The sequence below is a fragment of the Mycobacterium sp. 155 genome (assembly GCF_000373905.1).
Taxonomy (GTDB): domain Bacteria; phylum Actinomycetota; class Actinomycetes; order Mycobacteriales; family Mycobacteriaceae; genus Mycobacterium.
Map to the genome: position 1 here is coordinate 237180 of NZ_KB892705.1, position 15062 is coordinate 252241.

The 15062-nt window shown below is 66.6% G+C and carries 12 protein-coding genes; 8 read left to right on the forward strand and 4 right to left on the reverse strand.

Translation table 11 applies throughout. From position 1 onward, the window contains the following. From B133_RS0101100 to B133_RS0101130, 7 genes are all read left to right on the forward strand, one after another. Positions 1 to 1473 carry a glycine hydroxymethyltransferase gene (locus tag B133_RS0101100; protein WP_018598858.1) on the forward strand — a complete coding sequence of 491 codons (1473 nt, stop codon included), beginning with the start codon at positions 1 to 3 and terminating at the stop codon, positions 1471 to 1473. A gap of 65 nt (positions 1474 to 1538) precedes the next feature. Continuing rightward, positions 1539 to 2366, forward strand: a complete 828-nt coding sequence (locus B133_RS0101105; protein ID WP_018598859.1) for an acyl-ACP desaturase — start codon at positions 1539 to 1541, stop codon at positions 2364 to 2366. A gap of 209 nt (positions 2367 to 2575) precedes the next feature. After that, a complete protein-coding gene (locus B133_RS0101110) occupies positions 2576 to 3889 on the forward strand; it encodes a PhoH family protein (RefSeq protein ID WP_026255826.1) in 1314 nt (437 codons plus the stop codon). 73 nt (positions 3890 to 3962) lie between these two features. Then, positions 3963 to 4838 (forward strand): polysaccharide deacetylase family protein, encoded by an 876-nt coding sequence (locus B133_RS0101115; protein WP_018598861.1) that lies wholly within the window; start codon positions 3963 to 3965, stop codon positions 4836 to 4838. A 78-nt stretch (positions 4839 to 4916) separates the two neighbouring features. Then, complete coding sequence (locus B133_RS0101120) at positions 4917 to 5924, forward strand: NAD(P)H nitroreductase (protein WP_018598862.1); 1008 nt, start codon at positions 4917 to 4919, stop codon at positions 5922 to 5924. A gap of 50 nt (positions 5925 to 5974) precedes the next feature. Continuing rightward, on the forward strand, positions 5975 to 6610 hold the full coding sequence (locus B133_RS0101125) for a response regulator transcription factor (RefSeq protein WP_018598863.1): 636 nt from the start codon (positions 5975 to 5977) through the stop codon (positions 6608 to 6610). Positions 6611 to 6619: 9 nt separating this feature from the next. After that, the gene (locus B133_RS0101130; protein ID WP_018598864.1) at positions 6620 to 8296 is read left to right on the forward strand and encodes a GAF domain-containing sensor histidine kinase; all 1677 of its coding nucleotides are present in this window, start codon (positions 6620 to 6622) and stop codon (positions 8294 to 8296) included. On the opposite strand, the gene B133_RS0101135 is transcribed toward B133_RS0101130, so the two are convergent. Then, entirely contained in the window at positions 8293 to 9252 is a 960-nt protein-coding gene (locus tag B133_RS0101135) for a hypothetical protein (RefSeq protein WP_018598865.1), read from the reverse strand. The two genes, B133_RS0101130 and B133_RS0101135, sit on opposite strands and share 4 nt — an antisense overlap. A 71-nt stretch (positions 9253 to 9323) precedes the next feature. Then, entirely contained in the window at positions 9324 to 10196 is an 873-nt protein-coding gene (locus B133_RS0101140; protein WP_018598866.1) for a universal stress protein, read from the reverse strand. Between the two features lie 141 nt (positions 10197 to 10337). Here B133_RS0101140 and B133_RS0101145 point away from each other — a divergent pair, with 141 nt between their 5' ends. Next, the gene (locus B133_RS0101145; protein ID WP_018598867.1) at positions 10338 to 13064 is read left to right on the forward strand and encodes an HAD-IC family P-type ATPase; all 2727 of its coding nucleotides are present in this window, start codon (positions 10338 to 10340) and stop codon (positions 13062 to 13064) included. A 54-nt stretch (positions 13065 to 13118) separates the two neighbouring features. Here the strand turns inward: B133_RS0101145 and fdxA are convergent, their stop codons facing one another. Together fdxA and B133_RS0101155 are read right to left on the reverse strand one after the other, a co-directional pair. Next, on the reverse strand, positions 13119 to 13463 hold the full coding sequence (fdxA, locus tag B133_RS0101150; protein ID WP_018598868.1) for a ferredoxin: 345 nt from the start codon (positions 13461 to 13463) through the stop codon (positions 13119 to 13121). Positions 13464 to 13634: 171 nt separating this feature from the next. Further along, on the reverse strand, positions 13635 to 15044 hold the full coding sequence (locus tag B133_RS0101155; RefSeq protein WP_018598869.1) for a class II fumarate hydratase: 1410 nt from the start codon (positions 15042 to 15044) through the stop codon (positions 13635 to 13637). Positions 15045 to 15062: the final 18 nt, after the last annotated feature.

The following is a 15062-nucleotide window of genomic DNA, read 5'->3' on the forward strand; positions in this document are numbered from 1 at the left end:
ATGGCAGCAGACTCGTCGTCCACCTCATCTTCTGTGCCCGCGGCCTCTGGCGCCGATTACGCCGACACCGCCAGTGCCGCCTATCAGGCCGCGCTGCGGGTCATCGAGTCCGTCGAGCCCCGGATCGCCGCAGCAACCCGCAAAGAGCTTGCCGACCAACGAGATTCGCTCAAGCTGATCGCGAGTGAGAACTACGCGTCACCGGCCGTGCTGCTGACGATGGGCACCTGGTTCTCCGACAAGTACGCCGAAGGCACCGTTGGGCACCGCTTCTACGCCGGCTGCCAGAACGTCGACACCGTCGAAGCGCTGGCCGCCGAGCACGCCCGCGAACTGTTCGGCGCACCGTACGCCTACGTGCAGCCGCACTCTGGCATCGACGCCAATCTCGTTGCGTTCTGGGCGATCCTGGCCACCCGCGTGGAAGCGCCGGAGCTCGCTAACCTCGGCGCCAAGCATGTCAACGACCTGTCCGAGGCCGACTGGGAGACCCTGCGCAACAAGCTGGGCAATCAGCGGCTGCTCGGTATGTCGCTGGATGCCGGAGGGCACCTGACCCACGGCTTCCGGCCCAACATCTCCGGCAAGATGTTCCATCAGCACAGCTACGGCACCAACCCCGAGACCGGGTTCCTCGACTACGACGCCGTCGCCGCCGCTGCCCGCGAATTCAAGCCGCTGATCCTGGTCGCCGGCTACTCGGCGTACCCGCGGCGGGTGAACTTCGCCAAGATGCGCGAGATCGCCGACGAGGTGGGTGCGACGCTGATGGTCGACATGGCACACTTCGCCGGTCTGGTGGCCGGCAAGGTCTTCACCGGTGACGAGGATCCGGTGCCGCACGCGCACGTCACCACCACGACGACGCACAAGTCGCTACGTGGGCCGCGTGGCGGCATGGTGCTGGCCACCGAGGAGTTCGCGCCCGCGGTCGACAAGGGTTGCCCCATGGTGCTCGGCGGGCCGCTGTCGCACGTGATGGCCGCCAAGGCTGTCGCGCTAGCCGAGGCGCGCCAACCCGCGTTCCAGTCGTACGCCCAGCAGGTCGCGGACAATGCCCAGGCCCTGGCCAACGGCTTCACCAAGCGCGACGCCGGGCTGGTCACCGGCGGCACCGACAACCACATCGTGCTGCTCGACGTGCGGTCGTTCGGTCTGACCGGCCGCCAGGCGGAATCGGCGCTGCTGGACGCAGGCGTCGTCACCAACCGCAACTCTGTCCCGGCCGACCCGAACGGCGCCTGGTACACCAGCGGTGTGCGGCTCGGCACCCCGGCGCTTACGAGCCGTGGATTCGACGCCGACGACTTCGACCGGGTGGCTGAACTCATCGTCGAGGTGCTGTCCAACACACAGCCCGACGGTTCCTCCAAAGCTAAGTACAAGCTGGCTGATGGCACCGCCGAGCGTGTCCACGCCGCGTCGTCTGAGCTGCTCGAGGCCAACCCGTTGTACCCGGGTCTGACGCTCTGACAGGACTCGCGACACGCCACCGATCCGATTTCGAGAAACATGTGAACTAGGGTTACAGTTACTCCATGGCACAGAAACCTGTCCCTAATGCGCTGACCCTCGAGCTCGAGCCAATCGTGACGGCCGAACTACGCCGCCACATTGACTCCGAGGATCTCTGGTATGCCCACGACTATGTGCCGTTCGACCAGGGCGAGAACTTCGCGTTCCTAGGCGGACGGGATTGGGATCCCTCTCAGGTGACCCTGCCCAAGAACGTCACCGATGCTTTGGAGATCCTCCTGATCACCAAGGACAACCTCGCCGGGTACCACCGCGAGCTGGTCGAACACTTCATCCTCGAGGAGAAGTGGGGCCGGTTCCTAGGTCGCTGGACCGCCGAGGAGCATCTGCACGCAGTCGCGTTGCGCAACTACCTGGTGGTCACGCGTGAGATCGACCCGACCGCCAACGAGGACGTCCGCGTCGAGCACGTGATGAAGGGCTATCGGGCCGACACCTTCAGTCAGATCGAGACGCTGGTGTTCATGGCGTTCTTCGAGCGCGCCCACGCGGTCTACTGCCGCAACCTGCAGGCGCAGGCCGACGAGCCGGTGCTCGCGTCGTTGATGGGCCGGATCGCCGGCGACGAGAAGCGGCACGAGGAGTTTTTCGCCAACCTCGTGTCGTACGTGCTGGAGCAGCACCGCGACGAGACCGTCGCGGCGATCGCCTCCCGTGCGAACGAGCTCGACGTCATCGGTGCCGACATCGACGCCTACCAGGACAAGGTCGCGTTGGTGGCCGAGTCCGGCATCTTCGACAAGGCCGCGTTGCGCAAGGTGATCTCCGACCGGATCACCGCATGGGGTCTGGCCGGCGAGGACCAGCTCCAAGAGTTCATCAGCACGTAACACGTTGGGCGCCAAGCGCGCGGCGCGCCGATCAGCAAACCCGCCGTGGCGGGAGTAGCGTCGATTCCGATGGCTAGCGACATGCTCTGCTGTCCGGACGGTACCGATCGTTTTCTTTGCGAGAGGACCGGCCCCGGTCCTGGTGCCGCAGCGTCCACCGAGAAGTTCGCGTGGGGCCGCGTAACGAGCTTCGCCTCTAGGAGCGCCACGTGACTGATTTGCCTGTCCGTACCTATGTGCTCGATACCTCCGTGTTGCTGTCCGATCCATGGGCATGCACGCGGTTCGCCGAGCATGAGGTGGTGGTTCCGCTGGTTGTCATCAGCGAACTGGAAGCCAAACGGCATCACCATGAGCTGGGCTGGTTCGCCAGGCAGGCGCTGCGGATGTTCGACGATCTGCGGCTCGAACACGGACGGCTGGACCAGCCGATACCCGTTGGGACACAGGGCGGCACGCTGCAAGTCGAGCTGAACCACAGCGATCCGACCGTGTTGCCGCTCGGCTTCCGCACCGAGAGCAACGATTCTCGCATCCTGACCTGTGCAGCCAACCTGGCGGCAGAGGGCAAACGAGTGACGTTGGTGAGCAAGGACATTCCGCTGCGGGTCAAGGCCGGCGCGGTTGGCCTGGCGGCCGACGAGTACCACGCCCAGGATGTCGTGGTCTCGGGCTGGACCGGGATGACCGAGATGGATGTCGCGTCCGAGGACATCGACACCCTGTTCGCCGACGGTGAGATCGATCTGGCCGAGGCCCGCGATCTGCTGTGCCACACGGGAATTCGCTTGCTGGGCGGAAGCTCGCATGCGCTGGGCCGGGTCAATGCCGACAAACGTGTGCAACTGGTCCGCGGTGACCGCGAAGTGTTCGGCCTCCGGGGAAGGTCAGCCGAACAACGCGTCGCACTGGATCTGCTGCTCGACGAGTCCGTCGGGATCGTCTCGCTGGGCGGTAAGGCCGGCACCGGCAAATCGGCGCTGGCGCTGTGCGCGGGCCTGGAGGCCGTGCTGGAACGGCGTACCCAGCGCAAGGTCGTGGTGTTCCGCCCTCTCTATGCGGTCGGTGGCCAGGATCTCGGCTACCTGCCCGGCAGTGAGAGCGACAAGATGGGCCCGTGGGCACAGGCCGTCTTCGACACCCTGGAGGGCTTGGCCAGCCCGGCAGTGCTCGACGAGGTGCTGTCCCGCGGCATGCTCGAAGTGCTGCCGTTGACCCACATCCGCGGCCGCTCGCTGCACGACTCGTTCGTCATCGTCGACGAGGCCCAGTCGCTGGAACGCAACGTCTTGCTGACGGTGCTGTCGCGGCTCGGCGCAGGTTCACGCGTGGTGCTCACTCACGACGTCGCACAACGGGACAACCTGCGGGTCGGCAGGCACGACGGTGTCGCGGCGGTGATCGAGAAGCTCAAGGGCCACCCGCTGTTCGCCCACATCACGTTGCAGCGCAGCGAACGCTCGCCGATCGCCGCGCTGGTCACCGAGATGCTGGAGGAGTACAGCCCCGGCGCCCTGCCCTGAGTGATTTGTGTGCGTTTACCGGCGGTGAGCGCCGGTAAACGCACACAAATCACGCGGCCGGTAGGCTGCCGGGGTGGCGAGACTTCCCGACAGCCAGGCGTGGCGGTGGACCGTCGTCGGTATTTTCGTCGCCGTGGTGGTCCTCGTCGGTGGTGCGCTCACGGGTCACATCCGGAAAGCCTCGGCCGACGATGTCGACTGTGCGGTGGAGAAGTGCGTCGCCTTCACGTTCGACGACGGCCCCAGCCCGTACACCGATCGGCTGTTGAAGATCCTGCAGGACAACGACGCCAAGGCGACCTTCTTCGAGATCGGCAACAAGGTCGCAGCCAACCCGGCGGGTGCCAAGCGGGTGGTCGAGGCAGGCATGGAGCTCGGCCAGCACACCTGGGAGCACCCCAATATGACCACCATCCCGCCTGAAGACATCCCGTCACAGCTGTCGAAGGCCAGCGATGCCATCGAGGCGGCGACCGGTCAGCGGCCGAAGCTGTTCCGCACCGCAGGCGGGCTGATCAACGACGCGGTGCTGGCTGAGGCCAAGAAGCAGGGGCTGGCCGACATCAACTGGGACGTCATCCCGTTCGACTGGGCCAACGACTCGAATACCGCGGCCACCCGGTACATGTTGATGACTCAGATCAAGCCCAACTCGGTGGTGCTCTTCCACGACACCTACTCATCCACCGTCGATCTGGTACAGCAGTTCATCCCGGTGCTCAAGGCCAATGACTACCACCTGGTGACGGTCACCCACCTCCTCGGGCCCCGGGAGCCGGGCACCAGCTACGGCAGCCGCGAGAACGGTCCACCCGTCAACGGCCTGCAGGACATTCCGCCCGCCGTCATCCCGGAGTTGCCGGCGACGCCGTCGCCGGCACCGATGCCGAACTTCCCGATCACCGACATCCCCGGTGCCAACTCCGGTGGGGTGAACAACGGGGCGTAAGTCGGTGAGACACGCGTCGCACCCGCTAGAGGACCAAAGACCCTAACCCGATCGCGCGTCGGGGACGACGCTGGTGGCATGCCCGACACCATGCTTGACAGCGCCACCATCGTCAAAGCCGTTCAGCTGGCCTCGCGTGCCCCCTCGCTGCACAACACTCAACCATGGCGGTGGGTGTACACCTCCGGCGCGGACACAAGCAGCGCAAGCAGCTTCGACCTGGAACTGCACCTCGATCCGGAACGGGTGGTGCGCTCCACGGACCGTTCGGCGCGGGAGGCTGTCATCAGCTGCGGGGTGATGTTGGACCATGTCGTGGTCGCTATGGCCGCCGCCGGCTGGGCTGCCGACGTCGAGCGGTTCCCCGACCCGAGTCACCCGGACCACCTGGCGACGCTGCAGTTCAGCCCGCTGGGTTTCGTTACCGATGCTCACCGGCGGCGCGCCGACGCGATTCTGGCCCGTCGCACCGACCGGCTGCCGCTGGCCGCGCCACCGGACTGGGAATCCTTCGAGCCGATGCTGCGGACCTGGCTGGACACCGGGCCGGTGCACTTGGACGTGCTGACCGACGACATGCGGTCGGAGGTGGCCGAGGCCGCCATGCTCAGCGAGTCCCTGCGGCTCTACGACTCCGGTTACCACGCTGATCTGGCTTGGTGGACAACGCCTTTCGCGACAAAGGATGGCATCCCTCAGAGCGCGCTGGTCTCGGCGGCCGAAAGCGAACGCGTTGCGCTGTCCCGGGCGTTCCCCGTCACTGCTCACACCGATCGGCGCCTGGCCATCGCCGACGACGCGGCACGTGTCGTTGTGCTGTCGACCGACGGCTTCAGCCGCGCGGACGCGTTGGACGGCGGTGAAGCGCTGTCGATGGTGCTGTTGGAGGCCACGATGTCAGGCCTGGCGACCTGCCCGGTGACGCAGATGACCGAGCTGCATGCCAGCCGTGACATCGTCGCGACCCTGATCGGTCGGGACGCCTGCCCACAGGTTCTGGTCCGGATCGGGCTCGCCCCGGTGCTCGAAGAGGTGCCGCCGCCGACCCCGCGCCGGCCTGTCACTGACTTCCTCACCATCGCATAGGGATTCGTCATGCTGTTGCGATCAGTCCCGGCAGCGGTGAGACTCGGGAGATGATCAGAGTCTTCCTGGTTGACGACCACGAGCTGGTACGCCGCGGCCTGATCGATCTTCTCAGTGCCGACCCGGAGTTGGAAGTGATCGGTGAGGCGGATTCGGTGGCGCAGGCCCTGGCCCGGGTACCCGCGAGCGCGCCAGACGTCGCGGTGCTCGACGTGCGTTTGCCCGACGGTAACGGCATCGAGCTGTGCCGGGAGCTGTTGTCGCGCATACCCGATCTGCGATGCCTGATGTTGACCTCGTTCACCTCCGACGAGGCGATGCTGGATGCCATCCTCGCCGGTGCCAGCGGCTACGTCGTCAAGGACATCAAGGGGATGGAGCTCGCGCAGGCCATCAAGGAAGTCGGCGCCGGCCGGTCCCTGCTGGACAACCGGGCGGCCGCGGCGTTGATGGCCAAGCTACGCAGCAACGCCGAGCGTGCCGACCCGCTGTCAGGCCTGACCCAGCAGGAGCGCGTTCTGTTGGAGCTGCTGGGCGAAGGCCTGACCAACAAGCAGATCGCAGCCAGGATGTTCCTCGCCGAGAAGACCGTGAAAAACTACGTATCGCGCTTACTGGCCAAGCTCGGCATGGAGCGACGGACTCAGGCTGCAGTCTTCGTCTCCAAACTGGACCGACCCGGCTAGGTTGGTCGGGTGGCCGACGATCTGCGAGGAACGCTGTCGCAGTTGCGATTGCGTGAATTGCTGACCGAGGTTCAAGAGCGGGTCGAGCAGATGCTGACCGGTCGGGACCGCCTCGACGGGCTGGTCGAGGCGATGCTGGCGGTGACCTCAGGGCTCGAGCTCGATGTCACGCTCAGCACCATCGTGCACACCGCGATCCAACTGGTCGACGCCCGTTACGGTGCCCTGGGTGTCCGCGGCGACGCTCATGAGCTGACGCAGTTCGTCAACGAGGGCATCGACGACGCTGTGCGGGCGAACATCGGGCATCTGCCCGAGGGACGCGGTGTGCTCGGCGTGCTGATCGACGATCCGAAGCCCATCCGGCTCGATGACATCCGCCTGCACCCGGCGTCGGTGGGGTTCCCGCCGAACCACCCGCCGATGCGGACGTTCCTCGGTGTCCCGGTCCGGATCCGTGACGAGGTGTTCGGCAATCTCTACCTCACAGACAAGATGACCGGCCAGCCCTTCAGTGAGGACGACGAGGTGCTGGTGCAGGCGCTGGCGGCCGCCGCAGGCATTGCCATCGAGAACGCCCGCCTCTATGAGCAGTCCAGGGCCCGGCAGGCCTGGATCGCCGCCACCCGGGACATCGGCACCGAGCTGCTCGGCGGTACGGATCCAGCAAGGGTGTTCCGGCTGGTCGCCGACGAGGCCCTCAAGCTGACCGGGGCCGACGGCACGGTGGTCGCCGTGCCGGCCGACACCGAGGCCGACCGCGGCGACGTCGCCACGCTGCTGGTGGCTGCCACCGCCGGTGCGGTGCGGGGCTGCGGTACCGAGTCGATTCCGGTGGCGGGCACGGCTGTCGGGGAGGTCTTCCGGGTGGGCCGGTCGCAGCGCCCCGATCGATTCGAGTTGTGCGGATTCGTCGGTCCGGCGCTGGTGTTGCCGCTGCGCACCACCGACACGGTGGCAGGCGTGCTGGTGGCTTTGCGTACCGAGGGCGGTCAGGCCTTCACCGACGAGCAGATGGACATGGCTGCGGCATTTGCCGACCAGGCCGCATTGGCCTGGCAGCTCGCCAGTTCTCAGCGCCGCGTTCAGGAGCTGGAAATTCTTTCCGATCGCGAACGCATCGCCCGCGATCTGCACGACCACGTGATCCAGCGGCTTTTCGCGGTGGGTCTGGCGCTGCAGGGGACGATTTCTCGGGCCCGCTCAGCAGATGTGCAGCGGCGGCTGGGTGAAAGCGTGGATGACCTGCAGGCGGTGATCCAGGAGATCCGCACGGCCATATTCGACCTGCATGGGCGTTCGGCGGGGACGACGCGGCTGCGTCAACGGCTCGACGAGGTGTTGGCGCAGTACTCCGACAGTGGTCTGCACACCACCACTCAGTTCGTCGGCCCGCTGTCGGTCGTCGACGCGGTGCTTGCCGACCATGCTGAGGCGGTCGTGCGGGAGGCGGTCAGCAACGCGGTACGGCACGCCGCGGCAACCGAACTCACCGTGCGGGTGGAAGTGGCCGACGATCTGAGCATTGTGGTGACCGACAACGGATGCGGTATCACGGGTGCGGTCAGCGAAAGCGGATTGGCGAACCTGCGTAACCGGGCCGAGGCGGCCGGTGGCCGGCTGAGCATCGAAAGTCGTTCCGGCGGTGGCACAGTGCTGCGCTGGACGGTGCCGTTGCCGGCTTAGACTCGCAGGGTGCGGCGCGGGGTCGCGGGCAGCGGCGCTGCATCTTCGGCGACCCGGCCGACCCGGATGAGCACCTGCGGGTACTCGCGCCCGTCGAATAGTTCCTCCCGCAATGCGGCTCGGGTCTCGGTGATCTCCAGGGGTTCGGTGATCGGGCAGCACGCCATGTCTGCGCTCGTGGCGGCGAGCAGTAACAGGCTGGTGGCCTCACCGGCACGTAGCCGGGCCAGGGTGTCGTCGTCGCGGGTGCCGAGCGCCAGCACCACGGCATGGTCGGTACAGCCCGGACTGTTGGGTGGTTGCGCCAGAACCGGACCGGCGAATAATCGACCCGGTATGGGCGCGTCGGGATCCGATGTCGGGGTGTTGTGTGCGGGTACTCCGGCCAGCGACGCATAGCGACCGCTCCACCGGTTCAGCTCGCTCAGGTAGGCGCGGTCTTCAATGTGGCGGGAAACCGCTTGTTTCACAATCGTATTGAGGCTTGTCAGACATTCCACTCGGCGCAACGTCACCCCGGCCCTGGCTACCCGGGCGCCCAGCAGGGCGATGTCAGCAGCGTTGGCCTCCCGTCCGCTGTAATGCCGGCGGTCGGCACGGCGCCGTGGAATCGCGGTGGCCATCGCGATGTCGGCCTCGTAAGGCACCGCCGGGGCCAGGGTGAGTACCGCCAGATGGTCCGGGTGGCCAGGGTCGGGAATCCGGTGCACCGTGGCTTTCCAGCCCAGTCGGGCCAGAGCGGTGACGCAGTGATGCAGCGTCGCGCCGCAACTGATCAGCAGATCGCGGCGGTCGGGATCGGTCGCGGAGAGATGCCGTGACGGATCGGCGTAGAGGTGCAGGCTATGTGTGGCGACCCGCCATCGCCACGGTTGCGAGTTGTGCACCGACGGAGCCCGAACCGCCAAAGCCAACGCGGTTCGCAGCGTCTCGGAGTCGGGAAAGCTACTGCTCACCTCTTCACGGTGCCGCCGGTCGGGTCGGCTCAGTAGGGCAGAAAGTCCCTGGATCCGTGGGTTGCGCCCCGTTAGTCTCGGACCACGATCACCGGGACGGCCGCCGCGTGCGCCACCGCGGAGCCGACTGACCCCAACAGCATTCTGGCGAATCCGCCGCGGCCGCGGCTCCCGACGACGAGCAGCTGGGCATTGCGTGCTTCGTCGAGCAGCCACCGGGCAGGTTGGTCGCGCACAAGGCGTCGGCGCACCTTTAAGTCGGGATACTTTTCCTGCCAACCGGCGAGGCGTTCGGCGAGCAGTTGCCTTCCGCGTTCGGCGTCAGGCCATTCCGCGCCGAGGATCGAGGACACCGTGTCGTCGGACCACGCGTGCAGCGCAACGAGATCCACCCCGCGACGTGATGCCTCATCGAAGGCCAACGCGGTGGCGGACTCCGCTGCCGAAGATCCGTCGATACCCAAGACCACGGGTGCATGGCGGTCCGGAGCCGCGTCTGCGCGGATGATCGCGACCGGACAGTGTGCGTAGTGCAGCACGCCTGAACTGACTGATCCGAGCAGCAACCGGCCCAGTGCACCTCTGCCGTGGCCGCCTACCACCACCATCCGCGCATCCTTGGACATGTCGACCAGTGTCGGCACGATCGGCGAATGCCGGATCTCGGTAGCGACATTCAACGAATTCGGGTCAATCACAGCGGTTTCGAGCGTCTTACGGGCCTGATCGAGAACCTGCTGCGCGTTGCTCTCCTGCCACTCCGAGACACTGGCCTGCGCCGGACCTACAGGCCAGCTGACGACCATCGGCGCGATGCCGTATATCAACGTCACCGGTACGTCGCGCATCGCGGCTTCCCCAGCCGCCCACCGCACGCCGGCGTCGGATTCGACCGAACCGTCGACACCGACGACGATCCCGTATTGTGTTTCACCGCAGGACATTTTGCCCACCTTCTTCCCTCGTCCTCATCGTTTCGGACCGGCGTTGCTCGGCAGCAGAGACGAAAGTCCTCAGCCGCATGGTCATTCGGATGACCTTTAGCCCTCGTCGACGGCGGGCGTCTGCCAATAACGTTGCAGGTAATGATCGAAAAATCCCGAGACCCAGGCGCATCCGCGGTCGACGATGCCGAACTTCAGGTGAAGCTGCCGTGGCATGCTCAACCCGTCGGCGATGTCGAAGCGGCATTCTCCACCGCACCGCAGGGGTTGTCGGCCGTCGAAGCCGCTGCTCGGCTGACGCGCTACGGACCGAACGAGTTGCGGGCCGAGTCGCCGCCGTCGCTGTTGCGGATCTTTCTGCAGCAGTTCTCCAACACCTTCATCCTGATCCTGGTGGTTGCTGCTGCGGTGACACTGGTGATGGGCGAACTGCTCGACACGCTACTGATCGTGGTGGCATTGCTGCTCAACGCGATTATCGGCGTGTATCAGGAACGCCGGGCGGCCGACGCGGTGCGGGCGCTCATGCGGCTGGTGGTGCCGCACTGCCGGGTGGTGCGCGACGGCCAGGAATGGGACATCGACAGCCGGGAGCTCGTTCCCGGCGACGTCGTGGTGTTGGAGTCGGGGAGTCGGGTACCCGCGGATCTGCGGCTGTCTGCCGTCAACGCGCTGTCCATCGACGAGTCTCTGCTGACCGGCGAGTCGTTGCCGGTGACCAAGAGCACGTCCGCCGTGGGCGAGCGCGCGATCGCCGCCGATCGCGCATCGATGGCTTTCACCGGCACGATGGTGGCCAGTGGCCGCGGTCGCGGGTATGTCGTGGCCACCGGCGGCGTCACCGAACTCGGCTCGATCGCCGGACTCATCCGCACCGAGCAGGCCGGCGAGCTGCCATTACAAGCCCGGATGGCGAAGTTCGCGCATATCGTCGGCGTCGCCGTGTTGGCCGCGTCGGCGATCGCGTTCGTTTCGGGTCTGATGCTGGGGAAGTCGGTCGCCCACATGTTCCGCGTCGCGGTGGCGCTTGCCGTATCCGCGGTACCCGAGGGCCTGCCCGTGGCGATGACCATCACGTTCGCCATCGGGGTGACCCGCATGGCCCGCCGCAACGCTGTGCTGCGCCGGCTGCCGGCGGTGGAGACGCTCGGTAGCACCACCGTCGTCGGATCGGACAAAACCGGAACGTTGACCGAGAATCGCATGACGGTGCAGTCGGTTTGGGCCGGCGGGCGCGAGTACAACGCTCCCGACGACCTCCGCAGCGCGAGCGAGCCGCTGCGGCTGACCCTGCTCACCGGGGCGCTGACCAACGAGGCCGACCTAGTGCACACGCCTGAGGGGTTGTCATCGTCTGGCGATCCCACCGAGGTGGCGTTGCTCGTCGCCGCCGACAGCGCGGGTATCGATGCCGGCGAGGCCCGCGCAGCCCACAAGTTGGTCGCCGAGATCCCGTTCGAATCGCACCGGCGGTACTCGGCGACCTTCCGGGACTACGAGGGCGGGCGCGTGGTGTTCGTCAAGGGCGCGCCCGAGCAGGTCATCGGAATGTGTGCGTCGGTGCTCACCGACGGCGGCCCAGTTGCGCTGGACGCCGACGCCGCGCATGCCGAGGCCCGCAGACTCGCCGGACGCGGACTTCGGGTGCTGGCCATGGCCTACCGCAGACTGCATCTGCACGCCGTGCACGCGCTCGCCGGTAAAGCCCAACCGGGGCCGGGGGACCGGCCGGATCCCGAGGAGCTGGTGTTGCTCGGCTTCCAGGCCATGATGGATCCTCCGCGTGACGGGGTTCGCGAAGCCATCGACGCCTGTCATCAGGCCGGGGTGCGCGTTGCGATGATCACCGGTGACCACTCGATCACGGCCCGGGCGATCGCGCTGCGGCTCGGTATCCTCGACGAGCCGAACGCGCGGGTGTTGACGGGCGCCGACCTCGCGCATCTCGACGACGACGCGTTACGTGGTGTCGTCGACGAGGTTTCGGTGTATGCCCGCGTATCGCCGAACGACAAGTTGCGTATCGTGCGAGCCCTGCAGGACCGCGGACACGTCGTCGCGGTCACCGGCGACGGTGTGAACGACGCCCCGGCGCTGCGGGCAGCGGCCATCGGGGTGTCGATGGGGCGGGGCGGCACCGATGTCGCCCGCGAGGCCTCCGACATGGTGCTCTCCGACGACAACTTCGTCAGCATCGTCGCCGCGATCGAAGAGGGCCGGATCGCGTTCGCCAACATCCGCAAGGTCACGTTCTTCCTCGTGTCCACGGCGCTCGCCGAGACAGTCGCGGTTCTCGTAGCCCTGTGGCTGGGCTGGCCGATGCTGCTGGTTCCCGCGCAGATCCTGTGGCTCAACCTGGTCACCAACGGCGTGCAGGATCTTGCCCTGGCGTTCGAGCCCGGCAGCCGCGACGCCCTCAAGCGACCGCCACGCCCCCGGCGCGAAGGCATCCTGTCGGCGGCGATGTGGGAACGCACCGTGATTGTCGGGATGGTGATGGCCGCCGGGGCGCTGTTCATGTTCCAGTGGCAGCTGAGCCGGGACGGCTCACTCGTTGCGGCACAATCGGTGGCTTTGGCAACCCTGGTGCTGTTCAACGTTTTTCAGGTCGGCAACGCGCGTTCGCAGGATCGGTCGCTGTTAACCCTTAGCCCGTGGTCGAACCCGTTCCTGTTCTGGGCATCGCTGGGGGCACTGGCCCTGCACGTCTCCGCGATGTATCTGCCACCGTTCCAGCATGTGCTGGGTATCGAGCCGATCAGCGCCGAGGCGTGGGTGCGCGCGATCCTCGTCGCCGCGACGATTCTCGTTGCGGTCGAGGCGCACAAGGCGTTTCGGCGCCGTCGGCCGATCGGCGCCCGCCGCTGAGTCGTCAGAAGCCGTCACTCCCAGACCGAGCTGAACCGGCCCGGCTCTCGGCGGTCAGGACGCTTGGGGTGGTAGCGCGCTCACCAGCGGCGTGTCCACGCCGATCCGGCCGAGTGCGTAGGCGCCACCTGGGGAACCGAGTGGGGCATGGCGGCCCGGGAGAATCTCGGTGAAGAATGCGGCGTTGTCCGCCAGGTGCTGTCGCTGGTTCTCGGGCAGGTCGGCTTCGTAGTAGATCGCCCCCGCGTCGCACTCCAGCCGGCATGCCCCACAATCCACGCACTCATCGGGATTGATGTAGAGCGAACGCGCGCCCTCGTAGATGCAATCCACCGGGCATTGCAGGACACAAGCTTTGTGCATGACATCGACACATGCTGTTCCGATCACGTACGGCATGGTCAAACCGTACGTAGCCGGACAGGCCGAGAGGGTAAGCCGAAAGACCTTTTCGCGAGGACCAAAGTCACATCCGTGCCATGTTTGGCGCGAGAACTCGGGCGAGCAGACGCAAAGGTCTCCCGACGCCGGCGTGTCGAGGGACTTGAGCGTCTGCTCGCGGGGGAAAAGTTAGTCGCCCTGCTTGACCTTCGCCATGGCCAGCACGTCGAGGCGCCGGTCCAGCTCTTCCTCCGACAGCTTGTCGCCGATCAGGCCGCGGTCGATGACCGTCTGACGGATGGTTTTCTTTTCCTTCAGGGCCTGCTTGGCGACCTTGGCGGCCTCCTCGTAGCCGATCGCGGAGTTCAGCGGCGTCACGATGGACGGCGACGATTCAGCCAGCTCGCGCAGGTGTGCCTCGTTGGCCACCAGGCCGTCGATGCAGCGCTCGGCGAACAGTCGGGACACGTTGGACAGCAGCGTGAACGACTCGAGCAGATTGCGCGCCATCATCGGGATGTACACGTTGAGTTCGAAAGCTCCTGAGGCTCCACCCATGGCGATGGCGGCGTCGTTGCCCACCACCTGACAGGCCACCTGGGTAACCGCCTCGGGCAGAACGGGATTCACCTTGCCCGGCATGATCGAGCTGCCCGGTTGCAGGTCTGGCAGTTGGATCTCGGCCAGGCCGGTCAGCGGCCCCGAGCCCATCCACCGCACGTCGTTGGCGATCTTGGTCAGCGACACCGCGATGGTGCGCAGCGCACCCGACGCCTCGACCAGCCCGTCGCGGGCCGCCTGGGCCTCGAAAGAGTCGATGGCGGTACGCAATTCGGCCAGCCCGGTCTCGTTCACCAGCACCTCGACCACCTTGGCCCCGAAGCCGTCGGGCGCGTTGAGTCCGGTGCCGACGGCGGTGCCGCCGATGGCCAGTTCACCCAGTCGGGGCAGCGTCGCCCGCACCCTTTCTATGCCCGCCTCGATCTGGCGGGCGTAGCCACCGAACTCCTGGCCGAGCGTCACCGGCACCGCATCCATCAGGTGGGTGCGGCCCGACTTCACCACGGTGCGCCACTGCTTGGCCTTGGCGGCCAGCGACTCGTGCAGCACCTCGAGCGCCGGGATCAAGTGGCGCACAGCGGCTTCGGTGGCCGCGATGTGCGTCGCGGTAGGGAACGTGTCATTGGAGCTCTGCGACATGTTCACGTCGTCATTCGGATGCACCGTCACGCCGCCCGCGGCCGCGATCGACGCGATCACCTCATTGGTGTTCATGTTCGAGCTGGTGCCCGAACCGGTTTGGAACACGTCGATGGGGAACTGGTCATCGTGGAGGCCGTCGGCGATCTCGCCGGCTGCGGCGATGATCGCGTCGGCCTTCTCCGGGGCCAGCAGACCCAGGTCCTTGTTGACCTGGGCGCAGGCCGCCTTCAGCAGACCCAGCGCCCGGATCTGGGTGCGCTCCAGCCCGCGGAAGGAGATCGGGAAGTTCTCCACGGCGCGTTGCGTCTGCGCCCGCCACAGGGCGTTGACCGGCACCCGGACCTCGCCCATGGTGTCGTGTTCGATGCGGTACTCGACGGCGCTGTCGATGGTCATGTGCTCCCTTTTGATTGT

Coding starts and splice junctions, on each gene's coding strand:
- B133_RS0101100 (WP_018598858.1), top strand. CDS start 1: ATGGCAGCAGACTCGTCGTCCACCTCATCTTCTGTGCCCGCGGCCTCT.
- B133_RS0101105 (WP_018598859.1), top strand. CDS start 1,539: ATGGCACAGAAACCTGTCCCTAATGCGCTGACCCTCGAGCTCGAGCCA.
- B133_RS0101120 (WP_018598862.1), top strand. CDS start 4,917: ATGCCCGACACCATGCTTGACAGCGCCACCATCGTCAAAGCCGTTCAG.
- B133_RS0101125 (WP_018598863.1), top strand. CDS start 5,975: ATGATCAGAGTCTTCCTGGTTGACGACCACGAGCTGGTACGCCGCGGC.
- B133_RS0101140 (WP_018598866.1), bottom strand. CDS start 10,196: ATGTCCTGCGGTGAAACACAATACGGGATCGTCGTCGGTGTCGACGGT.
- B133_RS0101145 (WP_018598867.1), top strand. CDS start 10,338: ATGATCGAAAAATCCCGAGACCCAGGCGCATCCGCGGTCGACGATGCC.
- fdxA (WP_018598868.1), bottom strand. CDS start 13,463: ATGCCGTACGTGATCGGAACAGCATGTGTCGATGTCATGCACAAAGCT.
- B133_RS0101155 (WP_018598869.1), bottom strand. CDS start 15,044: ATGACCATCGACAGCGCCGTCGAGTACCGCATCGAACACGACACCATG.